Source organism: Lentzea sp. NPDC004789 (assembly GCF_053601075.1).
Genome location: NZ_JBSGBE010000003.1, coordinates 63,316 through 84,471, shown reverse-complemented (window position 1 = coordinate 84,471; position 21,156 = coordinate 63,316). Strand labels below are relative to the sequence as shown.

Annotated in this window: 26 protein-coding genes; 20 read left to right on the top strand and 6 right to left on the bottom strand. The window is 68.8% G+C overall.

Going from position 1 to position 21,156, the window contains the following annotated elements:
- Nucleotides 1–3 precede the first annotated feature (3 nt).
- Both purD and ACWEIJ_RS07960 read left to right on the top strand, forming a co-directional pair.
- Entirely contained in the window at nt 4–1,260 is a 1,257-nt protein-coding gene (gene purD, locus ACWEIJ_RS07965) for a phosphoribosylamine--glycine ligase (protein WP_449836436.1), read from the top strand.
- Nucleotides 1,257–2,165, top strand: a complete 909-nt coding sequence (locus ACWEIJ_RS07960; protein ID WP_449836435.1) for an ADP-ribosylglycohydrolase family protein — start codon at nt 1,257–1,259, stop codon at nt 2,163–2,165. The genes purD and ACWEIJ_RS07960 overlap by 4 nt, the downstream gene beginning before the upstream one ends.
- Here the strand turns inward: ACWEIJ_RS07960 and ACWEIJ_RS07955 are convergent.
- Together ACWEIJ_RS07955 and ACWEIJ_RS07950 are read right to left on the bottom strand one after the other, a co-directional pair.
- Entirely contained in the window at nt 2,155–3,003 is an 849-nt protein-coding gene (locus ACWEIJ_RS07955) for an AraC family transcriptional regulator (RefSeq protein WP_449836434.1), read from the bottom strand. The two genes, ACWEIJ_RS07960 and ACWEIJ_RS07955, sit on opposite strands and share 11 nt — an antisense overlap.
- Before the next feature lie 49 nt (nt 3,004–3,052).
- Nucleotides 3,053–4,459, bottom strand: a complete 1,407-nt coding sequence (locus ACWEIJ_RS07950; protein ID WP_449836433.1) for a hypothetical protein — start codon at nt 4,457–4,459, stop codon at nt 3,053–3,055.
- Between the two features lie 188 nt (nt 4,460–4,647).
- Here ACWEIJ_RS07950 and ACWEIJ_RS07945 point away from each other — a divergent pair, with 188 nt between their 5' ends.
- The 9 genes from ACWEIJ_RS07945 to ACWEIJ_RS07905 all read left to right on the top strand — a co-directional run bounded on the left by ACWEIJ_RS07945 (nt 4,648) and on the right by ACWEIJ_RS07905 (nt 11,288).
- On the top strand, nt 4,648–4,998 hold the full coding sequence (locus tag ACWEIJ_RS07945) for a hypothetical protein (RefSeq protein ID WP_449836432.1): 351 nt from the start codon (nt 4,648–4,650) through the stop codon (nt 4,996–4,998).
- Entirely contained in the window at nt 4,995–5,594 is a 600-nt protein-coding gene (locus tag ACWEIJ_RS07940; protein WP_449836431.1) for a DUF3558 domain-containing protein, read from the top strand. The genes ACWEIJ_RS07945 and ACWEIJ_RS07940 overlap by 4 nt, the downstream gene beginning before the upstream one ends.
- Nucleotides 5,595–5,604: 10 nt before the next feature.
- A complete protein-coding gene (locus tag ACWEIJ_RS07935) occupies nt 5,605–6,870 on the top strand; it encodes a hypothetical protein (protein WP_449836430.1) in 1,266 nt (421 codons plus the stop codon).
- A 22-nt stretch (nt 6,871–6,892) separates the two neighbouring features.
- Entirely contained in the window at nt 6,893–7,630 is a 738-nt protein-coding gene (locus tag ACWEIJ_RS07930) for an ESX secretion-associated protein EspG (RefSeq protein ID WP_449836429.1), read from the top strand.
- Between the two features lie 104 nt (nt 7,631–7,734).
- Nucleotides 7,735–8,040: a hypothetical protein gene (locus ACWEIJ_RS07925; RefSeq protein WP_449836428.1), complete on the top strand. Its 306-nt coding sequence runs from the start codon at nt 7,735–7,737 to the stop codon at nt 8,038–8,040.
- Between the two features lies 1 nt (nt 8,041).
- Nucleotides 8,042–9,208 (top strand): transglycosylase SLT domain-containing protein, encoded by a 1,167-nt coding sequence (locus tag ACWEIJ_RS07920; protein ID WP_449836427.1) that lies wholly within the window; start codon nt 8,042–8,044, stop codon nt 9,206–9,208.
- A gap of 21 nt (nt 9,209–9,229) precedes the next feature.
- Nucleotides 9,230–10,360: a pyridoxal phosphate-dependent aminotransferase gene (locus ACWEIJ_RS07915; RefSeq protein WP_449836426.1), complete on the top strand. Its 1,131-nt coding sequence runs from the start codon at nt 9,230–9,232 to the stop codon at nt 10,358–10,360.
- Nucleotides 10,351–10,524, top strand: coding sequence for a hypothetical protein (locus tag ACWEIJ_RS07910; RefSeq protein WP_449836425.1), 174 nt, complete (start codon nt 10,351–10,353; stop codon nt 10,522–10,524). The genes ACWEIJ_RS07915 and ACWEIJ_RS07910 overlap by 10 nt, the downstream gene beginning before the upstream one ends.
- A 38-nt stretch (nt 10,525–10,562) precedes the next feature.
- Nucleotides 10,563–11,288 (top strand): potassium channel family protein, encoded by a 726-nt coding sequence (locus ACWEIJ_RS07905; protein ID WP_449836424.1) that lies wholly within the window; start codon nt 10,563–10,565, stop codon nt 11,286–11,288.
- Here the strand turns inward: ACWEIJ_RS07905 and ACWEIJ_RS07900 are convergent.
- Both ACWEIJ_RS07900 and ACWEIJ_RS07895 read right to left on the bottom strand, forming a co-directional pair.
- Nucleotides 11,232–11,828 (bottom strand): HAD-IA family hydrolase, encoded by a 597-nt coding sequence (locus ACWEIJ_RS07900; RefSeq protein WP_449836423.1) that lies wholly within the window; start codon nt 11,826–11,828, stop codon nt 11,232–11,234. The two genes, ACWEIJ_RS07905 and ACWEIJ_RS07900, sit on opposite strands and share 57 nt — an antisense overlap.
- Before the next feature lies 1 nt (nt 11,829).
- Nucleotides 11,830–12,771, bottom strand: coding sequence for a threonine aldolase family protein (locus ACWEIJ_RS07895; RefSeq protein WP_449836852.1), 942 nt, complete (start codon nt 12,769–12,771; stop codon nt 11,830–11,832).
- A gap of 183 nt (nt 12,772–12,954) precedes the next feature.
- Here ACWEIJ_RS07895 and ACWEIJ_RS07890 point away from each other — a divergent pair, with 183 nt between their 5' ends.
- The 7 genes from ACWEIJ_RS07890 to ACWEIJ_RS07860 are packed head-to-tail and all read left to right on the top strand — an operon-like array spanning nt 12,955 to nt 18,385.
- On the top strand, nt 12,955–13,473 hold the full coding sequence (locus ACWEIJ_RS07890; RefSeq protein WP_449836422.1) for a SigE family RNA polymerase sigma factor: 519 nt from the start codon (nt 12,955–12,957) through the stop codon (nt 13,471–13,473).
- A 26-nt stretch (nt 13,474–13,499) separates the two neighbouring features.
- A complete protein-coding gene (locus ACWEIJ_RS07885; protein ID WP_449836421.1) occupies nt 13,500–14,189 on the top strand; it encodes a hypothetical protein in 690 nt (229 codons plus the stop codon).
- Nucleotides 14,190–14,216: 27 nt separating this feature from the next.
- A complete protein-coding gene (locus ACWEIJ_RS07880) occupies nt 14,217–14,801 on the top strand; it encodes a TetR/AcrR family transcriptional regulator (RefSeq protein ID WP_449836420.1) in 585 nt (194 codons plus the stop codon).
- 57 nt (nt 14,802–14,858) lie between these two features.
- Nucleotides 14,859–15,392, top strand: a complete 534-nt coding sequence (locus ACWEIJ_RS07875) for a SigE family RNA polymerase sigma factor (RefSeq protein WP_449836419.1) — start codon at nt 14,859–14,861, stop codon at nt 15,390–15,392.
- Nucleotides 15,389–16,150, top strand: a complete 762-nt coding sequence (locus ACWEIJ_RS07870) for a hypothetical protein (RefSeq protein WP_449836418.1) — start codon at nt 15,389–15,391, stop codon at nt 16,148–16,150. Before ACWEIJ_RS07875 ends, ACWEIJ_RS07870 begins: the two co-directional genes overlap by 4 nt.
- A gap of 25 nt (nt 16,151–16,175) precedes the next feature.
- Complete coding sequence (gene purB / locus ACWEIJ_RS07865; RefSeq protein WP_449836417.1) at nt 16,176–17,594, top strand: adenylosuccinate lyase; 1,419 nt, start codon at nt 16,176–16,178, stop codon at nt 17,592–17,594.
- Nucleotides 17,591–18,385 (top strand): MOSC domain-containing protein, encoded by a 795-nt coding sequence (locus ACWEIJ_RS07860; protein WP_449836416.1) that lies wholly within the window; start codon nt 17,591–17,593, stop codon nt 18,383–18,385. Before purB ends, ACWEIJ_RS07860 begins: the two co-directional genes overlap by 4 nt.
- On the opposite strand, the gene ACWEIJ_RS07855 is transcribed toward ACWEIJ_RS07860, so the two are convergent.
- Nucleotides 18,382–18,780: a hypothetical protein gene (locus tag ACWEIJ_RS07855; protein ID WP_449836415.1), complete on the bottom strand. Its 399-nt coding sequence runs from the start codon at nt 18,778–18,780 to the stop codon at nt 18,382–18,384. The genes ACWEIJ_RS07860 and ACWEIJ_RS07855 overlap by 4 nt on opposite strands.
- Nucleotides 18,781–18,903: 123 nt before the next feature.
- Here ACWEIJ_RS07855 and ACWEIJ_RS07850 point away from each other — a divergent pair, with 123 nt between their 5' ends.
- Together ACWEIJ_RS07850 and ACWEIJ_RS07845 are read left to right on the top strand one after the other, a co-directional pair.
- Entirely contained in the window at nt 18,904–19,779 is an 876-nt protein-coding gene (locus tag ACWEIJ_RS07850) for a phosphoribosylaminoimidazolesuccinocarboxamide synthase (protein WP_449836414.1), read from the top strand.
- 50 nt (nt 19,780–19,829) lie between these two features.
- On the top strand, nt 19,830–20,480 hold the full coding sequence (locus tag ACWEIJ_RS07845) for a DUF2334 domain-containing protein (protein WP_449836413.1): 651 nt from the start codon (nt 19,830–19,832) through the stop codon (nt 20,478–20,480).
- Here ACWEIJ_RS07845 and ACWEIJ_RS07840 read toward each other — a convergent pair.
- Entirely contained in the window at nt 20,443–21,066 is a 624-nt protein-coding gene (locus ACWEIJ_RS07840) for an MBL fold metallo-hydrolase (protein WP_449836412.1), read from the bottom strand. The genes ACWEIJ_RS07845 and ACWEIJ_RS07840 overlap by 38 nt on opposite strands.
- Nucleotides 21,067–21,156 lie beyond the last annotated feature (90 nt).

Here is a 21,156-nt window from a genome sequence, read left to right as displayed (position 1 = left end):
ATCGTGCGCGTCCTGGTCATCGGGTCTGGAGCCCGTGAGCATGCCCTTGTCCTCGCGTTGTCGCGCGACCCGCAACTGACTGCTTTGGCGTGCGCGCCGGGCAACGCGGGCATCGCCGGGCACGCCGAGATCTACGGCGTGGACGTCGCAGATGCCTCGGCCGTGGCCACCCTCGCGAAGGAGTGGAAGGCCGACCTCGTCGTCATCGGCCCCGAACAACCGCTGGTCGTCGGGGCCGCCGACGCGGTCCGAGCCCTCGGAATCCCCTGCTTCGGGCCTTCGCGCGCCGCCGCGCGGATCGAGGGCTCCAAGGCGTTCGCGAAGGACGTCATGACCGCGGCGGGCGTGCCGACCGCGCACAGCGAGGTCGTGGACAACCCGGCCCGCCTGGACGCCGCTCTCGGGCGGTTCGGCCCGACGTGGGTCGTGAAGGACGACGGCCTCGCCGCCGGCAAGGGCGTCGTGGTGACGTCCGACCTGGCCGCGGCCCGCGCGCACGCGATGACGTTGCTCGACGGCGGCCACCCGGTGCTGCTGGAGTCCTTCCTGGACGGTCCGGAGGTGTCGCTGTTCTGCGTCACCGACGGTGTCTCGGTCGTGCCGCTGATCCCTGCGCAGGACTTCAAGCGCGTGGGTGACGGGGACCACGGCCCGAACACGGGCGGCATGGGCGCTTACGCACCGTTGCCGTGGGCTCCCGAGGGCCTGGTCGACGAGATCGTTTCGCGGTGCGTGCAGCCGGTCGTCGACGAGCTGCGCGCGCGGGAGACGCCGTTCGTCGGCCTGCTGTACGCGGGCCTGGCCCTGACGTCCACCGGCGTGCAGGTGATCGAGTTCAACTGCCGCTTCGGCGACCCGGAGACGCAGTCCGTGCTCGCCCTGCTGAAGTCGCCGATCTCGTCGCTGTTCCTGGCTGCTTCGACGGGCTCGCTGGCGTCGCTGCCGGCGCTGGAGTGGGAGAACGGCTACGCGGTGACCGTCGTCGTGGCCGCCGAGGGCTACCCCGGCCGTCCGCGCACGGGCGACGTGATCACCGGCGCCGAGGCGGAAGGCGTGCTGCACGCCGGCACCCGCCGCCGCGAGGACGGCGCCGTGGTCTCCGCGGGCGGCCGCGTGCTGTCGGTCGTCGGCACCGGCAAGTCGCTGTCGAAGGCCCGCGAGCGCGCCTACAAGCGCATCGCGGACATCCACCTCACCGGCTCCCACCACCGCACGGACATCGCGTCGAAGGCGATCGACGGCAAGATCACGGTGCCGTGAGCCTGCTGGGCTGCCTGCTGGGCGGGGCCGTCGGTGACGGCCTCGGCGCACCGGTCGAGTTCTCGTCGATCGACGTGATCCGCCGCCAGCACGGCCCTGACGGTGTCGTCGACCTCCCCGCGCTGGAGATCACCGACGACACCCAGATGGTGCTGTTCACGCTGGAGGGCCTGCTGCTGGCCCGTCAGCACGGCATCGACCCGTTGCTGACCGTGCGGGCCGCCTACGCGCGCTGGCTGCACACGCAGGGCGGCCCACCGGTCGCCTCCGACGGCTGGCTGATGGCGGACCAGCGCCTGCACTCACGGCGGGCGCCGGGCCACACGTGCATCACCGCGTTGAAGCACAACGAGAAGAACAACTCGAAGGGCTGCGGCGGCGTGATGCGCGCCGCCCCTGTCGCCGTGTGGTCCAGCGACGTCCGCGAGGTCTTCACCCTCGCCGCCGGCACCGCCCAGATGACGCACCACCACCCGAGCGGCTACCTGTCGGCAGGCGTTCTGGCCGTGATCGTGCAGCAGTTGCTCGAAGGCGCGGACCTGCCGTCCGCCGTGAGCACGGCCCGTGCCGAACTCATCCGCTGGGACGGCCACGAGGAGCAGACCTCGTTGCTGGACAAGGTGATGGGCCTCGGCCCGCTCACCCCGGAGGAGATCGAGTCCGAACTGGGCGGCGGCTGGGTGGGCGAAGAGGCCCTGGCCATCGGCCTGCACGCCGCGCTGGTGGCGCCGGACTTCCAGTCGGCTCTGCGGGCCGCCGTGAACCACTCCGGCGACTCGGACTCGACCGGTTCGATCTGCGGCAACATCCTGGGCGCCCGAGACGGCGTCGCCGTCATTCCGCCCTCGTGGCTGTCCGTGCTCGAACTGCGGGACGTGATCGAACGCCTGACCCTCAGCTGGTGACGGGAATCCACAACTCCGCTTCGGCCTGATCGCCGTCGATCCGCGTGCGCAACATCGACGGCCCCTCAACGCTCTGGTAGCTGTTGGACGGGAACCACTGCGCGTAAACGTCCCGCCACATGTGCTGAATCGTCTCGGGATAAGGCCCCTGCGTGGTGAACACGGCCCACGTGCTCGCAGGCACCTCGACGGTCTGCAAGTCCTCAGGCGCATCCCGGCTCGTCACCACCCCCTGGAAGTAGTCGAGCCGATCCCCTTCCTCGACCCCCTCCTGGTTGTACGTGAGCGCCAGCATCCCTTCCGGATCCCCGTCGCTCATCGCCTTGATCCGCTCCAGCGTGGGCATGCCGATGCCCTTCACGAACTCGACGATCGCGGGGTTCATCCCCAGGTGCACCAACGGCACCCGCGTCCCCAGCCCGACCACCTTGAACGCCTCCTTGTTCACGATCCGGTACTCCATGCTCGTACTCCCTTCGACAACCAGCCTGAACGTGAGAATCTGCTGTGACCGCAACGCTTTCCTGCTCGCGCGGGCCTCCTGCGGCCCAACCCCGTGCATGCCCCTGAACGCCCGCGCGAAGGCCTCGTTGGACCCGTACCCCCACCGCACCGCGATGTCGAGGAGCGAGTCCTGTCCACTGAGGACCTCAGCGCCCGCCCTCGTGAGCCGCCTGCGCCTGACGTACTCGCTGAGCGGCATGCCCGCGAGCGCACTGAACAACCGGCGCAGGTGGTACTCACTGGTGCCCGCGATACGTGCGAGCTCTTTGACGTCGACCTCGCCGTCGAGGTCGGCCTCGATGCGGGCCATGGCTTCGTTGAGTCGTTCCAGCACGCCCACAACGCTATGGGCTTCGTTGCCGGCGCACCCGACTTCCTGTGCCCTATCCGATCGCCTTGCGAACCTCGTCGACCGTCTTCTGCGCGATCGGCGTGAACTTGGCTACGAACTGATCGACATCGTTCGGCGCCCACGAGCCGTACGGCGTGAGCCTGACCTGGGCACGTCCGACGACGTAGGAAAAGACGAGCGAGTTGCCGATGAGAAACGCACAGGCATCGCCGTCACCGACCTTCTCCTGCGCGTTCTTCGCCTTGCCGAGCAGCTTTCGCGACGGCGAGTCCGGGTCGCACTCGGGCTCGTAGTTCCTGGCCATGTCGGCATCGCGATGGACGTTCAACTGCATCTTCAGGCTGACCCCGCGGCCTGGCTTGAGCGACTCGGGCGAGTGGCGGTGGCACGTCTGACTCGTGAAGTAGAAGTACTGCGTCACGTTGGTTTCCTTGGGCGTCGACGACTGCCGCTGCTCGCTCTCGCCGATCTCGGTCTCCACCACACCCGAGTCCTTGACCTGTGCGAGCTCCTCGAACAACTTGCCGGTGAGGACATCGCACGCAGGCGGCACGTTCTGGTAGCGCCCCGTGTACGCGTACCTGGTCTGCGAGCCGGTCGCCATGGCGAGGTTGAGCGCCACCTTCTCCAGCAACTTGGCGTGCGCCGCCTGGTAGTCCTCGGTATCCGCCAGGCGGGAGGCGTTGAGGTGCACCGAGGTTCGGCCATCCGCGCTGTAGATGCGCGTGAAGAAGTCGTCCGGCTTCCTGCCATCCCGCTTCGCGGCGAAGGCCTTGAGTCCGCCCACCGTCATCTCGATCTCGTCACCGACCACCGACGCGGGCAGCGGGTCGTTGAACGGCCGCTGCTCCACGGTGAGCGCGAGCATCTGAGCCCGGCCCTCCTTCGCCCCGTCATATCGGCAAACCGAGATACCGTCGTCCACGTCCTTCACCGTGGCCTCAGCCGCGGGAACCGACTTCTCGACGTACTTCTGGATGTGCAGGTCGTGCGCCACGTCGCCGAAGCCCGCCTCCTCCAGGACCGACGCCGACATGAGCGTGCAGGCATCGACGACGGCCAAGTCCCCGTACCTGACCGGCCCGGTGGTGGTCCTCTCCTCGAGAACGTCGCCATCCGGTGGGCCGGCCTCCTGCTTCGCCGCAGGCTCATCACCCTTGGTGACCACGACAGCCGCGGTGACGCCGCCACCCAGCAGCGCCAGCACCCCGACGACGGCCGCGGTGATCAATCCGGTCCGCTTCTTCTTTGGTGGTTGCTGCTGAAACGGATAAGGCTGCTGATACGGATACGGCTGCTGTGGCCCGTGCACGTGTTCCCCCCAGTGGTCGTGTCCGTTCCTCCCCCAAGTCGCGGAAGCTACCGGAATCAGCGGGTTGCGCCAGCGGAAACAGAACTGAGAGTGACGCGGAACCAACACGGGGTGGTCTTCGTCCAACCACAGGTACGTCTTACGCAGGCGTTGGTAGCCTGCGAAGCGGGACCGAACCGTTACCAACCGTACGGGGGTAGGACGTCGTGACACACGAGAGCGCGGGGGCGGATGCCGCTCTCAGTGCCGTCGGGGGTATGGCCGGGGGTGTGATCGGGGCCGCGGTCAGCGCGTTCCACACGGCATCGGACTTCTTGGACGGCCTCATGGCAGGTCCGTCGACCCAGAGCTTCCACGTCAACAAGGACAACGTCCTCAAAGCGGGCACGATCATCCAGGACCAGGCCATCGTGCTGAACAGAGCCCTGAAGAAGGCTGAGGCCCACCTTGACGTTGACGTCGACGGTGAGGCATCAGGTGTGGTGAGCGCGAACATCGCAGGTCTGTGGAACCGCCGCCTCACGATGGGCGATGATTCCTACGTGGGGCGTATCAGGCAGTACATCGAAAGCTTGGACGGATTGTCGCAGCAGCTCAGAGAATCCGCGAAGCAGTACGGCTTCACGGAGGAAGAAATCACCACGACGTTCGGACCGGTGGCGTGACCAGGGCGATCTTCAAAATCATGGCCGTGGCGTCGGTGCTCCTTGCGGGCACGGCGTGTACCGGCAACAGCGTCGGCGGGACACCAAGCCCGACGTCGGGAGGTTCTCCCACGTCGAAGTCGTCCACGTCCAATGTCGACGTGCCGAAGCGTCCTGCGAACCTCAAGCTGAACGGCGTCGATCCGTGCAAGCTGCTCACGGCATCGCAGATGTCAGAGATCAAAGTCGCACAGGCCACATCAGATCAAGTTGAGGTGTCGGATCTCGGCAAGCAACCGGGTTGCTTCTACGAGAACGGTCTGAAGTACACCTACATGGTTGTCGGCCTGACGAACAGGGATATTCGTTCTTGGCTCAATGGTGGCGGCAACACCACGTCGAAGCTCGTGGACGTCGGAGGCTTCGGGGCCGCCCAAATCACGTTGACTGGTACCGAAGGCGTTAACTGCGCCATTGCGGTGGACGTTTCTGACGGCCAGGCGCTGTACGTCAACTACTCACCGACCACCCAGAAGAGCGAGACTCAGGATCAGCTGTGCGGCAACGCGAAGAAGGCGGCCACGCTCGCGGTTGACACTCTCAAGAATTTGAAGTGAGGGGGAGGGCATGTCGGGTAACGAGCGAATTGCGGACTTCAACTTCGACGGCTGGTCCAACGGGCAGCTGGCGGAAGAGGTCCAGAAGCTTGGCAACGGTGATCTCGCCCGCAAGTTCGCCGCAGCGTCCGACGTCCTGCGCGGGCTCGCCAGCACCTTGCAGGACGTGGACAACGAGCTGCGCAACCAGCTGAAGGCCCTCGGCATCGACTGGGGCGGTGCGGCTGGCGAGAAGGGGCAGGAGAAAACCAAAGTCTCCGCGCAAGGCATCAGCGATGCAGGCGAAGCGACGCAGGGGAACTCGGACGCCGTCGCACGGCAGAGTGAGAGCACCACTGCTGCGCGTAACAGCTCGCCTGAATCCCAGTCGCTTCGCGGCGACAGTGAGAAGAGCTGGATCGACAAGGGCGCGAGCCTCATCGGCATCGAGACGGACCACGCGGCCGAGGTAGAAGCTACGAACCGAGCCCGTCAGCAAGCCATCGACAGCCTCAACGGCTATGTGTCCAACAGCCAGAGCGCGATCGACTCGTTCCGCACGCCGAACCCGCCGCCGGACATCGTCGTGGCCAGCGCCGCCGCGCCCACCCCGGTGGGCCCGGCCGTCGGCATGCCCCAGACGGGCACTCCGAGCATCCACGGCACCCCTGGCACCCCCGGCTTCCCGGGCACCCCGGGCCTGCCCGGCACCCCGGGCGTCCCGGTGGGCCCACCCCCGAGCATCCCCGGCAACACCACGGGCGTGCTCCCCGGCACCCAGCCCACCCCACTCGCCACCGGCCCAGGCCTGCCCAAGCCGTTCGGCTCGCCGGTCCCGATCGGCCTGGCCGCCGCAGGTGCCGCCGCCACCGGACTGGCGGGCGCGGCCGGCACCGCCAAGGGTGCGCAGGTCGTGGGTGGTGGCCGCGGTCCGAGTCAGGCGCCGAAGTCGCCCATCGCCCCCAACGGACCGAAGGGTGCGCCGAGCACGATCGGCGAGGGCAAGGGCGGCGCGGCCGGCAAGGGTGGTGTGCCGGGCAAGGGCGGCACGATGACGCCTGGCGGTGCGGCCGGTGTTGGGCCTGAGGCGGCCAACCGGGGCGGTGCTGCCGGTCGGGGTGGCGCCGGCGGTAAGGGGTCCGGGTCGCTCATGTCGCCTGCGGCCGGTGCGGCCAAGGGTGAGGGCGAGGAGGACGGCGAGCACGTGCGCAAGTACGGCGTTGACTCCGATGACGTGTTCGGTGACGAGCGCATGGTGGTGCAGTCCGTCATCGGCGAAGAACCGAAGGACCAGTAATCCCTTGAGCTCACCAGGTTCTGTGGTTTTGTCCACAGTGGAGTTCGCCGTGGTCTGGGAGGCGCAGCGCCTCCCGGCCGCGCACGTTGCGCTGGACACGCGGATTCCGTCCATCACCCACACCGAGAAGGCCGAGGTGGTGAAGCGGGCCTGGGAGTCGTTGGAGTCCAGAGGTCTCGCGAACAACGGCCGGGTCGTGCCCGAGCTGGCGGACGGGTTCGCGTTGCTGGCCAACGCGAACGTCTCGATCGACCTGTGGATCTGGGCCGACCGGCAGATCAGCGGGCTGGCGGCGGCCATCGGGGACGAGGCGATCCTGGCGGTGCAGGATCGCGACGAGATGTGGTTGATCGAAGCGCGCGGCACGGCGCTGGCCGAGGCGGCCGTGTCGGTGGCCGGGGAGATGCCGGCCGGGTTCGGGCGGTCGATCAGCCTGCCCTACGACGAGCTCGTCCGGGCGGCGAAGGACGTTGGTCTGGACGCTCAGCGGCTGATCACGGCGTTGGAGCGGCAGGGGATGCGGCTCGGTGACGCTCAGGAGCTCGCCGGGATGCTCGACGGGACGTCGACGCGCGGGCAGTTCGGGGTGCAGCGCAACGGGCAGCGCGCCAAGCGGGTCGTCTCGTTCCACGACACGCACAACGGGCGGTACCTGCGGCAGCTCAAGCCGAGCAGTGACGGGCGGCAGTGGTGCACCATCACGCCCGTGGACAACCATCGGCTCGCCGGGGCCGTGTGGGAGCTCCTGCAAGAGGTCTGAGGAACGTTCGCGCCTGCCCCTGCGTCTCAATCTCGGATATCACCCGACCGTGCAACGCAATTCGTTCTAAGGTCGGCGAGGAGACACTTAGGGGGTAGGTGCGCATGGCTGTGGCCAAGTTCAACACCGAAGCCATGGAACAGTGCCGCACGACCGTGAGCAGCCAGGCCGGGCAATTCGGCGCGATCGGTGACGGCTTTTCCAATCAGTACGGCAATCCGGACATTTTCGGAAAACTCGGTGCTTCCGGTGCGGTGCAAAGCGCCGTGACCGCCATGGACCAGGCGGGTGCGCAGGAGTTCGAGGCGGCCGAGAAGGTGCTGCGCAAGGTCGAGAGCGCGCTCGACGCGATCCAGACCAACGTCGAGGACACCGAGCAGGCCAACAAGAACTCCCTGAAGGCGGTGTGACGTGAGCGCGATGGACGAGGTCGCGGCGTTGCCCGGCGGGGCTGAGCTGGCCGCGCTCGCTGACAAGATCGAGACCGCGCAGCCGCAGGCCGTGCGCGACATCGCGAACCGCTGGAAGCAGGCGGCCGGCAAGTGCGGTGACCAGACGAACGTCCTGCAGAAGTCGGTGACCCAGCTCGACGGGGCGTGGGAGGGCAGGTCGGCGGACGGTTTCGTCGCCTACATGGGCAACGTCACGAAGGCCGGCACCTCGATGGCGGACGGCCTCAACGGCGCCGCGGCCGACCTGGAGGCGGTCGCGAACGCGTTGGAGTCCGCCAAGACCTCGATGACGAGCATCTGCGAGAACCTGCTGAGCCGTGCCCGGCAGACCCGCCAGCAGCTGCACAACCAGCCGCAGGAGGACGTCGACAGCGTCATCCGCAGCTACTGCGCCGAGGCGACGAGCGACGCGAAACCCGTGATCTCCCAGGCGGAGAACGCGGTGAACGCCGCCGCCGGCACCTTGAAGGGCCGGCCCGGCGCGCTCACGCCGAAGTTCTCGTCCATTGAGGACCCGAACACCCAGTCCTTCACCCCGGCACCGGGCAAGCCGATCGAGTGGGCGCCCACCCCGCCGCCGGACGACACCACCAAGCAGTCCTCTTCGGACTCTCCGCAGCCCCAGCAGCAGCAGTCGGCCCCCGCGCCCCAGCACCACGGTGGTGGCGGTGGTGGAGGCGGCGGCGGTGCCGAGAGCGGTGGTGGCGGCGGAGGAGGCGGTGGCGGCCTCGGCCCGAGCGGTGGCCCGCCGTCGGGCAGCCCGCCTCCCGGCAACGTCCAGGAGTGGATCCGCGAGGCCATCAAGATCCTGCAGGCCAACGGCATCCCGGTCACCGACGACAACATCGACGAGATCTGGAAGATCATCGAGAAGGAGTCGAGCGGCAACCCGCACGCCATCAACCTCTGGGACTCGAACGCCCAGGCGGGCCACCCGTCGAAGGGTCTGATGCAGTGCATCGACTCGACGTTCAACGCCCACAAGCTGCCCGGCCACGACGACATCTGGAACCCGGTCGACAACATCATCGCCGGCGTCCGGTACACGTTCTCGCGCTACGGCGGCTTCGAGGGGCACCCAGGCCTCAAGTCGATGGCCCACGGCGGTGGCTACCAGGGCTACTGAGCAGGGAGTTAGCCTGGCGGCATGCTGACCGTGGCCGCCCGCGCCGACGTACCGCCCTTCCACGTCATGGACGTGCTTTCCGCTGCCGCGCAACGGCAGCGGACGCACGGTGACGTGATCTCGCTGGCCGCCGGGCAGCCGTCCAGCCCGGCGCCGAAACCGGTGCGCGACGCCGCGGCGAAAGCTCTGAACGAGCACCCGCTGGGCTACACCGAGCAGCTCGGCATCCCCGAGCTGCGCACCGCCATCGCGGGGCACTACCAGCGCGAGTACGACCTCGACGTGACCGCCGACGACGTGGTGGTCACGACGGGGTCGTCCGGCGCGTTCACGCTGGCGTTCCTGGCCGCGTTCGACGCCGGTGACCGCGTCGCCCTGGCCCGGCCCGGCTATCCCGCCTACCGCAACATCCTCAAGGCGCTGGGCTGCGAGGTCGTCGAGCTGCCGTGCGGGCCCCAGACGCGGTTCCAGCCCACGGTCGAGATGCTCGACGAGGACCTCAAGGGCGTGATCGTCGCGAGCCCGGCCAACCCCACCGGCACCGTCGTGGACGTCGGCCCGATCGCGCGGTGGTGCGCGGACAAGGGCGTCCAGCTGGTCAGCGACGAGATCTACCACGGCATCAGCTACGGCGAACCGCTGCACTGCGCCTGGGAGACGTCGAGGGACGCGATCGTCGTCAACTCGTTCTCGAAGGCCTTCGCCATGACCGGGTGGCGGCTCGGCTGGATGTTGCTGCCGGAACGCCTCCGTCGCGCGGTCGACTGCCTGACCGGCAACTTCACGCTGTGCCCGCCCGCACTGGCGCAGTACGCCGCGGTCGAGGCGTTCCACCCGGACGCCTACGCCGAAACCGCACAGCACCTGAAGAGGTACAAGACCAACCGCGATCTCCTGCTCGAAGGCCTGACGAACCTCGGCATCGACGAGCTCGCCCCGGCGGACGGGGCGTTCTACGTCTACGCGGACGTGCGGCACCTGACCGATGACTCGATGGCGTTCTGCCGCAGGTTCCTCGACGACACCGGCGTCGCGATCGTCCCCGGCATCGACTTCGACCCGGTCGACGGGCACCACTTCGTGCGGATGTCGTTCGCCGGTGCAACAAACGACGTCGAGGAGGCGTTGGTACGTCTGAAGGCATGGCTGTGAAGGGGGAGGCGACCGTGTGGGCGATCATCGGCTGGCTGGTGGCGATCTGGATCGTGCTCGCGGTCGTGGGAGCCGTGGTGAAGGGCCTTTTCTGGCTCGCTGTGATCGGTGGACTACTCCTCGCGGGCACCGCGGCTTACGGTGCGATCAAATCCAAGCGATGACCCTGGTCTGAACGGTGGGCACCGCTCACCATGAAGCGGTGTTGCAGTCCAACGAGGCCCGCCTGGAACGGTGGGAGCGAAAGGCCGAGTGGCCGCTGACGGCTCTCGCCGTGCTGTTCCTCGTCGCGTACGCGTGGCAGGTTTTCGACGACCACGGGAGCATGCACGTCACTCTCGAGATCGTGTTGTGGCTGGTCTGGGCCGTGTTCGCGGTCGACTACGGCGCCAGGCTGACCCTTGCGCAGAACAAGGTCCACTTCCTGAAAACGCACCTGTTCGATCTTGCGGCGGTCGTCCTGCCGATGGTGCGTCAACTGCGCGTGCTCCGGCTGATCACCGTTATCACGCTGCTCAACAAGAAGTTCCAGCACAAGATCCGGCAGCGCGTGAGCATTTATGTCGCCGGAGTGACCATTATCGTCGCTTTTTGCGCGAGCCTCGCCGTGCTGGACGCGGAAAGGCACGCGGACAACGCGAGCATCACCACGTTCGGCGACGCTTTGTGGTGGACGCTCACCACCATGTCGACGGTCGGGTACGGCGACCGCTTCCCCGTCACGGCGGAGGGACGGCTGGTCGCGGGACTGCTCATGGTCGGCGGCATCGCACTGCTCGGTGTGATCACCGGAACGATCGCCAGCTGGCTCGTGGAGAAGCTGCGCGGCGTCGAGGAAGCGGAGCTCGAGGCCGCGCAGGAGCTGCGGAACCTACGCGCCGAGATCGCCGAACTCCGCGCGGAGCTCAACGCGCGCAGCAGCGGCTGACGTCCACAGCCGCGCGTCCCAGCCGGCGACCAGCGCGCCCTCGACGTTGGTGAGCCGGTCGTCGAAGAAGATCACGTCGGACGACCCGATCACGGACTCGACGTGCCTCCAGATCGCCGCGTCCGGCTTCGCGCACCTGAGGTCGCCGGAGAAGACCAGGTGCCGGAAGTGCTTGGCCCACGGCACCTTCTCGGCCAGCCGCGCGAACGTCGTCGGCGCGTTGGACAGCAGCGCCAGCGGCACGCCCAGCGCGTCCAGGTCGTCGATGAGCGCAACGGTCTCCGCGACCGGCTCGTCCAGCCAGCCCGCGTTGTCCATCGCGGTCAGCTCCCGCACCTCGGCGGAGCCGAACGTCAACCCGAGCGAGGACCCGATCAACGCCCAGTAGTCCGCGTCCGACCCGCCGCGGTCGTAGGCGTCCCGGTCCCAGTAGGCCGCCTCGAACCGCTCCACCGACACCCCGAGCCGCGCGGCCATCGCGGGGATCGCCGGGTTCCGCTGACTGATGACCTCGCCGAAGTCGAACACGATCCAGCGCATCTCAGGCGTCCTCTCGCAGTCGGCGCAGCACCTCGGCGATGTCGGACGAGTCCACGTCGCCGTGCGTCACGAACCGAACCTTGCCGGACATCGGACTGGCGAAAACCCCGACATCGCGCAACGACGTCAGCGTCTTGTCCAGGTCCGGCACGGACGCCAGGACGATGTTCGTGGCGGGCTCCGGCACGTCCCAGCCCAGCGAACGCAGGCCTGCCGCCAGTGCGGAGGCGTTGGCGTGGTCAGCGGCCAGCCGGTCGATCCGGTCGAGCGCGACGAGACCGGCGGCGGCGAGCACGCCACCCTGCCGCACCCCGCCACCGAGCATCTTCCGCACGCGCCGCGCCTCGACCACGAACGAGGCCGATCCGGCCACGACGGACCCGACCGGCGCCCCGAGCCCCTTCGACAGGCACACCTGCACGGTGTCCGCGCCCACGGTCAGCGCGGCGGGTGGCACGCCGAGCGCCACCGACGCGTTCCACAACCGGGCGCCGTCGAGGTGCACGGCCAGCCCGACGGACCGTGCCGCGGACACCAGCAGTGCGTGCTCATCGGGCTCGGTCAACGTGCCACCGGAGGCGTTGTGCGTGTTCTCCAAGCACAACAACGTGGTGTTCAACCCGTAGTAGGGCGACTCACCACCACCGGCGGCGACCACGGCCTCCGGCGTCAGCACCGCTAGCCCGTGCGGCATGCCGCCGGCCAGCCACGCGGCGGTCCCGAGCTCGGCGTCCAGCACGTGCGCGCCGAGCGGCGCCAGGAAGCGGTCACCCCGTTTGAGGTGCAGGAACAACGCGATGAGGTTGCCCATCGACCCGGAGGGAACCCAGAGCGCGGCCTCGACACCGAGCAACGCGGCCACCCGCTCCTCCAGGGCGGCCATCGTCGGGTCGTGGTCCAGCACGTCGTCGCCGACCTCGGCCGCCGCCATCGCGCGGCGCATCTCCGCGTCCGGCTGGGTGACGGTGTCGGAGCGCAGATCGATGGGGGTCACACGTCCGATCACATCACATCCGGTGAACGACCGCGGGGGTGATGTAGCTCTCGCCGAGGGTTCGTGCAACCGTTGTTGCCTCAGATTCCGTCCCGTCAGTGCAACTCGAGGAACGAGCGGAGAGCAGTCCGCGTGGATCAGCGCGACGAGCAGGAGTTCGCGGAGTACTTCGTGGCTCGCCGTGAGGCCGTGCGCCGAACGGCATACCTGCTGTGCGGCGACTGGCACCGCGCTGACGACTTCGCGCAGACGGCGTTCGTGGCGGTGCACAGGAGGTGGCGGAAGATCCGGGACAAGCAGGCTCTCGACGCCTACGTGCGGCGCACGCTGGTGCGCGCGGTGATCGACGAGTCGCGTCGTCCGTGGCGGCGCGAGAAGTTCACCGACGAGCTGCCGGAACCGCCGAGGACGGACACCGAGGTCGGCGAGACGGTCGCGACGCGCGACGCGTTGATGAAGGGCCTGCGAAGGGTTCCGCCGCGGCAACGGGCGGTGCTCGTGCTGAGGTTCCTCGAAGGCCTCGACGTCACGGCCACGGCCGGGGTGCTGAAGTGCTCGGAAGGAACTGTGAAGAGTCAGACCGCCCGCGGACTGACCGCACTGAGGGAAGCTCTCGGTGACGCCATCGACGACCTGCGACCGGCGTCGTGACCACCAGCGGAAGGAGGACGACGTAGATGGACGAGCAGAAGCTCGCGGACCTGTTCCGCGACGCCGCGCACGACGCGCCACCGGCGTCCTTCGACGCGAGTGACGTCCGAACGGCTTCGCGACGCGCCACCCTCCGCAGGCGCAACTCGATCGCCGTCGGCACTACTCTGGTCGTGGTGCTCGGCCTCGGCGGTGTCGTGACGGGTGCCGGCTGGTTCGGCACGGAGAAGACCACCACCATGAACAACGCGGGGTCGGGTCAGCAGGAGGACTCGGCGCCGACCGAACTGCTGACCCCGCTGCAGGTCCCCCAGCCGCAGACGAAGGACTTCCCCGGTGACGCTTCCACGCAGGGAGATGCGTCAACGCCGGGGAGCGCCGGTTTCACGACCGGCGCCCCACGCGCAGTGCAGGGCTGCGCGGCGGTGGACCGAGAGCTCGCAGACGCCCTCGCCGGCGAGCTTTCGGTCTCACCGGGTCTGGCCCAGGCGCCCTCGATGACCTGCTCCCCCGACTCGCGCGCGGCCGCGTTCAAGATCAACGGCTTGACGGTCACCGCGATCGTGACGCCGCAGGCGTTCGAGGTGCCGGCCGATGCGCGGACGGAAAAGGTGAAGACGGCCGCCGGCCAGAACCTCTACCTCGTCACGCAGGGCGATGGCGAGCTGAAACCCGAGGTCAGGGCCATCGCGGACGCACTGGCGCCGAGGTTCTGACACCACGCCCAGTACCCTGGCGCGACTATGACGGCAGCAACCCCCAAGGGTGAGCGCAGGCGGCAGGCGCTCGTCGAAGCCGCGTCCGCACTGCTCGTGGAAGGCGGCTTCGACGCGATCAGGCACCGCGCGGTCGCCGAACGCGCAGGTCTGCCGCTCGCCTCGACCACCTACTACTTCGACTCGCTCGACGAGCTGATCACCGCGGCGGTGGAGTTCCACGGCCGCGGCGAACTGGCGAGCTGCCGCGCCCGCCTGGCCGAGCTCTCGCACGAGCTGACCGACGAGAACGTGCTGGTGGACCTCGTCCTCGACCTGCTCGTCGGCCAGGACGACGCCGACACCGAGACGATGCTGCTGCGCTACGAACGCCTCGTGGCGACCGGTCGCCGTCCGTACCTGCGCCCGTTGATGCGCGTGCTGTCCACGGAACTGCACGCGCTGATCGCCGACATCTTCGCCCGCTCCGGCCGTGACATCGCCTCCGACCGGGTCGAGGAGCTGATCGCGCTGGTCGACGGTGCGATGGTGAACGCGTTCATCGAGCTGAAGCCCGACCCGCGCGGTGTGGCGGCGAGGATGCTCCGAACGGCCCTTTCGCGTCAGGTTTGATGCAACCCCCCGTTCCCCTGATGCGTTCCCCTCAGTGAGGACGCGAGAGGGGATCGCATGCGCAAGGCCGATGAGCAGGGCTTTCGCGAATTCGCGGCAGCCAATGCCGCGTCTTTGCGACGCACTGCCTATCTGTTCTGTGGCGACTGGCACACGGCAGAGGACCTGATGCAGTCCAGCCTGATGAAGATGTACATGGCCTGGAAGCGCATCAAGGACCTCGACAACCTGATCGCGTACGCCCGCAAGGTGCTGCTGCGCACCTGGCTGGACGAGAAGCGCAGGCCGTGGCGCAGAGCCGAGCAGTGCGACGGGGAGCTGCCGGACACCGCGGACGCGACGGTCGATCCCGACAGCACCAGCGCGAAGCTGTGGGCGCGTGAGCTGGTGCACACCGCGTTGCTGCAGGTGCCGCCGAGGCAACGAGCGGTGCTCGTCCTGCGTTATTTCGAAGACCTCTCGGTCGCCGAGGTGGCGGTGGCCATGGGGTGCAGCGAGGGAACGGTCAAAAGCCAGACGGCGCGCGGCCTCGCGACGTTGCGCGCCATCGTGGAGAAGCTCGACAGCAGTTCGGGGAGGGTCGCGTCGTGAGTGAGCAGGAGATCCGTGAGGGAATGCTGCTGGCCGTCTGGGACGAGCCGCCGCTCGACTTCGACCCGGACAAGCTGATCCGGCGGGTAGAGCAGAAAAAAAGTCGGCGACGAGCGCTGGTGGGTGTGGGCGTGGCTACGGCGATGATCGTCGTCACCTCGCTCACGCTGCCCGGTCTGCTGCCGCGCGACGGCGACGCGCAGCTGGGTGCCACGGGGCAGTCGACCACGCCGTCGTCGACGCGGACCCTGTCGCCGTACGAACGCGAGCAGAGGATCGGTGACGGGCTCACCTCCAAGCTCCTGAAGCTCAGGCCGGAGATGAAGGACGTGTACGCGTCCTTCAACTGGAAGGGGACCGGGTTCAAGCCGGAGGCACCGCTGCAGCAGATCCGGCAGAGCGTGGACTCGACCGACCTGTACGGGTTCGTCTACTTCCAGGACTCGATAGGACCGACGGCGCTGCTGGTGACCACCGGTTCGGCGGTTTCCCAGAGCCAGCTGTGCAGCAGCGGTGCGATCTTCTGCCGGGACGTGCCGCAGCGGGACGGCACCGTCGTCACCGAGGCGGAGTTCCAGGAGGGTCCGGACATCGTCAAGGCGGTGTCGATGCGCAGGCTCGCGGACAGCAGCAGGGCGGTCGTCATCTCCAGCTACGCGCACAACCCGATGTCGGGCACCGGCTTCCGCAAGACGATCCCGGTGGGTGTGGATGTGCTCACAGCGCTGGTCGCCGACCCCGCCATCACCTGGGAGTGAGTCCGCGGTGCACTAGCCTTACGGCGTGACCAAGCCGCGCATCGCCAACGTCCTCGCAGGTCGCTACGCCTCCACGTCGCTCGCGACGCTCTGGTCGGCCGAGCACAAGATCGTGCTGGAGCGTCAGCTGTGGCTCGCCGTGCTGCGGGCGCAGGCGGCGGCGGGCATCGACGTGCCGGCGACCGCGATCGCCGACTACGAGCGCGTGCTGGAGCAGGTCGACCTGGAGTCGATCGCCGCGCGTGAGCGGGTGACGCGGCACGACGTGAAGGCGCGCATCGAGGAGTTCAACGCGCTGGCGGGCCACGAGCAGGTCCACAAGGGCATGACCTCGCGCGACCTGACCGAGAACGTCGAGCAGCTGCAGGTGCTGCGGTCGCTGGAGCTCATCAGGTCCAAGGTCGCGGCGGTGCTCGGCCGGCTGGCGCGGCTCGCGGCCGAGCACTCCGACCTGGTCATGGCCGGTCGTTCGCACAACGTGGCGGCGCAGGCCACCACGCTGGGCAAGCGGTTCGCGACCGGCGCGGACGAGCTGCTGGTGGCGTTCTCGCGGCTGGACGAGCTGATCGCGCGCTACCCGTTGCGCGGCATCAAGGGCCCGGTCGGCACCGCCCAGGACATGCTCGACCTGCTCGGGACGCCCGAGAAGCTGGAGGAGCTGGAGCGCACGGTCGCCGGCCACCTCGGGTTCGAGCGCGTGCTGACGTCGGTCGGTCAGGTCTACCCGCGTTCGCTCGACTTCGACGTGGTGTCCACGCTCGTGCAGCTCGCTGCGGCGCCGTCGTCGGTGGCGAAGACCATCCGCCTGATGGCCGGCCACGAGCTCGTGACCGAGGGCTTCAAGCCAGGCCAGGTCGGTTCCAGCGCGATGCCGCACAAGATGAACACCCGCTCGTGCGAGCGCGTGAACGGCTTCGCGGTGATCCTGCGCGGCTACCTGTCGATGGTCGGCGAGCTCGCGGGCGACCAGTGGAACGAGGGCGACGTGTCGTGCTCGGTGGTCCGCCGGGTCGCGCTGCCGGACGCGTTCTTCGCGTTCGACGGGCTGCTGGAGACGTTCCTGACGGTGCTGGACGAGTTCGGTGCCTACCCGGCCGTGGTCGCGCGTGAGCTGGACCGCTACCTGCCGTTCCTCGGCACGACCAAGGTGCTGATGGCGGCCGTGCGCGCGGGCGTCGGCCGTGAGACCGCGCACGAGGCCATCAAGGAGAACGCGGTTGCCGTCGCGCTGGCGATGCGCGAGGAGGGGCTCGCGCAGAACGACCTGCTGGACCGGCTGGCCGCGGACTCCCGCCTGCCGCTGGACCGCGCCGCGCTGGACGCGCTGCTGGCCGACCGCCTGTCGTTCACCGGCGTGGCGTCGGCGCAGGTGGCGTCCGTGGTCGAGCAGGTCGCCGCGGTCGTCGACAAGTACCCCGCCTACGAGCCGGAGCCGATTCTGTGATCGTTTCGGGTCTGCACGTCTATCCGATCAAGGGCTGCGGCGGCTGCTCGGTCGCTTCGTCGCCCGTTGATCTCACCGGGTTGCGCGGCGACCGGATGATGATGCTGGTCGACGCCGACGGCACGTTCCTGTCGCAGCGCAAGGTGCCCGCGATGGCCGCGCTGCGTCCGTCGCTCGTGGACTCGTCGCTGACGATCGGCGGCGAGTCGTTCCCCGTCGTCGCGGACGGGCCGCGGGTTCCAGTGGTCGTGCACAAGTGGCAGGGCACCGGCATCGACCAGGGTGACGCGGCCGCCGCGTACTTCTCCGACGCGCTCGGGATGTCCGTTCGGCTCGCGCGGACGCCGCCGGACCTGCGCCGCGAGTCGGGCGGCAGGACGGCGGGCCTGGTCGGGTACGCGGACGCGCACGCGCTGCTGATGATCTCGCTGTCCTCGTTGGACGGACTGAACGAGCGGATCCTGGAGCGCGGCGGTGCTCCGGTGCCGATGAACCGCTTCCGCCCCAACATCGTCGTGTCCGGGTGGCCGGAACCGCACACCGAGGACCGGGTGCGGCGTGCGGTGATCGGCGACGTGGAACTGGGCTACGCCAAGGACTGCGTCCGGTGCGCCGTGCCGATGGTCGACCAGGAGTCGGGCCTGAAGGACGGTCCTGAACCGACCAGGACGCTCGCCGGCTACCGGCGTGACCCGGACGGCGGCGTGACCTTCGGGATGAAGGCCGCCGTCGTCGGCACCGGCACGATCGCGGTCGGCGACAAGATCGACGTGCTGGAGTGGGCCGCCTAGACCTTGTGCCAGCGCAGCCGGTCGCCGCGCTGGGGGTCCTTCTGGCACACCAGCGGTTCGCCGACCAGGCCGATACCGCTCGCGCCCTCGGGATCGCACCGCGCGCCCTCGTTGACCAGGAGGCCCTGCTGCGGCGGAGTGGACGGCGTGGTGGGCTGCTGCGCGGGCGGTGGTGTCTGCGCGGGCGGCGGCTTCGGCCGGGTGGTGGTGGTCGTCGTGACCGTCGTCGAGGCGGAGGTCTTGACCGAGATGTCAGCGACGTCCGGGGTCGGCACGATGCTGACCGAGTGCGGCAGGGGCGTGTTCTGCGAGCTCGTCGCGGGGGACGTGATGGGGCTGGAGTCGATGCTCCACCCCACGACGCCCAGCACGACGAGCAGTCCCACGCTGGCCAAAGCGGGGATCCATAACGCCTTGCGGGTGAACACGGGTGCACTGTAGGCGCCGGCGAATTCGAGCTGAAGTGGAGCAAGGGGTGTGCATCCGGTTGCCGGAGCCCGGCACGTACGCTGACCAGCGTGCCTACGCTCGCTGACTACCAGCACGTCGCCCGCGGCAAGGTTCGCGAACTCTACGACGTCGACGACGAGCTGCTGCTGTTCGTCGCGTCCGACCGGATCTCCGCCTACGACCACGTCCTGAGCACCGAGATCCCGGACAAGGGCCGGGTGCTGACCGCGATGAGCGTGTTCTGGTTCGAGCGGCTCGCCCCGAACCACCTGGTCGCCTACGACGACCCGCGCATCCCCGCCGAGGTCCGCGGCCGTGCGCTGCTGGTGCGCAAGCTGCGGATGGTCGACGTCGAGTGCGTGGCGCGCGGGTACCTGACCGGTTCCGGCATGGCCGACTACACCGCGACGGGCGCGGTGTGCGGGATCGAGCTGCCGGCCGGGCTGGTCGAGGCCTCCGAGCTGAATCCGCCGATCTTCACGCCCGCGTCGAAGGCCGAGCTCGGCGCGCACGACGAGAACGTGTCGTTCGAGGTCATCGCGGCCAAGCACGGCGTCGAGCTGGCGTCGAAGCTGCGTGACCGCACGATCGAGCTGTACAGCGAGGCGCGCGCGTACGCGTTGACGCGTGGCCTGATCCTGGCGGACACGAAGTTCGAGTTCGGGCTGGACGCGTCGGGCGAGCTGATCCTCGCGGACGAGGTGTTCACGCCGGACTCGTCGCGCTACTGGCCGGCCGAGGGCTACGAGCCGGGCCGCGTGCAGCCGTCGTTCGACAAGCAGTACGTGCGCGACTGGCTGACGTCCGCTGCGTCCGGCTGGGACCGGAAGTCGGACGTGCCTCCGCCTCCGCTGCCCGCGGACGTCGTCGAAGCCACCCGGAAGAGGTACGTGGAGGCGTACGAGCGGCTCACCGGCCGGTCTTTCGCCGACTGGCTCGCGTGAGTTAGCTCTGGTTTCACGCGGATGTCACCACGGCGTGGCGCACTCAGAGCGTGCACTCACAGCTCGTGGTCTCACTGTCCGGCATCGGTCCGCAGACACTCGACCGATGCGCTGATCTCGCCGCGGCGCTCGACCCGCGGAAGGTGCCGTTGTCGCTGCTCGTGGTCCCCCGCGAGCTCGGCGAGGCGCAGGAATGGGTGCGGCGGCGCGCCGCGTCCGGCGACGCCGTCGTGCTGCACGGCCTCGGCCGGCGGCGGCTACCTGCCCACGAGGCGGGCCTGCTGCTCACGGGCGCTCGTGCGCAGATGGAAGCCATCGGGCTCAACGCCGACACGTTCGCGCCACGGCGGTGCGTGGCGTCGCCCGGCACGTTGATCGCGCTGGCCAAGCACCGCTTCAACCGCTGCGCCGACGCCCACGCCGTCCGCGAGGTCGGCACGGGCCTCGCGACCATCGGCCGCCTGCACGCGCTGACCGAACGCAGCAGCTTCGGTGAGCTGCGGTCGCTCGCGCTGGTCTACGCGACGGCCAGGTCCGCGCGCCGCGGTGGCCTGACCAGGATCACCGTCGATGCCCGTGACCTGCACCGCCCCGGTGCGCGGCAGGCCGTGCTCGACGCCGTGGACATCGCACTCGCCCACGACGCCGCGCCGACCACCTACGTCAGACTGCCGTCTCCTCGGCAGGCGTCAGCGGCCTGATCTCGGTGCCCTCCGGCTTGAGCATCTCGAACACCGCGTAGGCGTTCTGCGGCATCGACAACAGCTTCTCGTGGATGGGCACGGCCACCCGCGGCTTGATCGCGCGCATGAAGTCGACGGCCTCGCCGAGCCGCAGCCACGGCGCACCGGCCGGCAGGCCGAGCACGTCGACGTCCTCGTCCGGTACGAACAGCGAGTCGCCGGGGTGGTAGAACGCGCCGTCACCGACCACGTAGCCGGTGTTCGGCACGATCGGGATGTCCTCGTGGATCATCGCGTGCCTGCCGCCGACGACCTTGACCGTCGTGTCGCCGATCTTGAGGACGTCACCGGGCTGCGCGACGGTCGGCTTCTCGACGCTGGGTGCCGATCCCTCGTCGACGATGAGCTGCGCCTGCGGGTTGGCTTCGAGCAGGGCCGGCAGCTTGTCGACGTCCAGGTGGTCGTAGTGCTGGTGCGTGATCAGCACGGCGTCCAGGTCCCGCACGTCCTCGAACCCGGCGGAGAACGTGCCGGGGTCGATCAGGATGCGCGTCGTCCCGGTGTCCAGAAGCACGCAGGCGTGACCGAAGTGGACTACTCGCACGAATTCCTCCATTACCGGCTCTTGGCGGACTGACGCGAACCGGGACTTCGATCTTCGTTGACGGCGACTCCCGACGCGACCGGTTTCTCA

Coding starts and splice junctions, on each gene's coding strand:
- ACWEIJ_RS07900 (WP_449836423.1), bottom strand. CDS start 11,828: ATGCGCTGGATCGTGTTCGACTTCGGCGAGGTCATCAGTCAGCGGAAC.
- ACWEIJ_RS07895 (WP_449836852.1), bottom strand. CDS start 12,771: ATGCGCCGCGCGATGGCGGCGGCCGAGGTCGGCGACGACGTGCTGGAC.
- ACWEIJ_RS07925 (WP_449836428.1), top strand. CDS start 7,735: ATGGCTGTGGCCAAGTTCAACACCGAAGCCATGGAACAGTGCCGCACG.
- ACWEIJ_RS07880 (WP_449836420.1), top strand. CDS start 14,217: ATGACGGCAGCAACCCCCAAGGGTGAGCGCAGGCGGCAGGCGCTCGTC.
- ACWEIJ_RS07910 (WP_449836425.1), top strand. CDS start 10,351: ATGGCTGTGAAGGGGGAGGCGACCGTGTGGGCGATCATCGGCTGGCTG.
- ACWEIJ_RS07875 (WP_449836419.1), top strand. CDS start 14,859: ATGCGCAAGGCCGATGAGCAGGGCTTTCGCGAATTCGCGGCAGCCAAT.
- ACWEIJ_RS07935 (WP_449836430.1), top strand. CDS start 5,605: ATGTCGGGTAACGAGCGAATTGCGGACTTCAACTTCGACGGCTGGTCC.
- ACWEIJ_RS07885 (WP_449836421.1), top strand. CDS start 13,500: ATGGACGAGCAGAAGCTCGCGGACCTGTTCCGCGACGCCGCGCACGAC.
- ACWEIJ_RS07915 (WP_449836426.1), top strand. CDS start 9,230: ATGCTGACCGTGGCCGCCCGCGCCGACGTACCGCCCTTCCACGTCATG.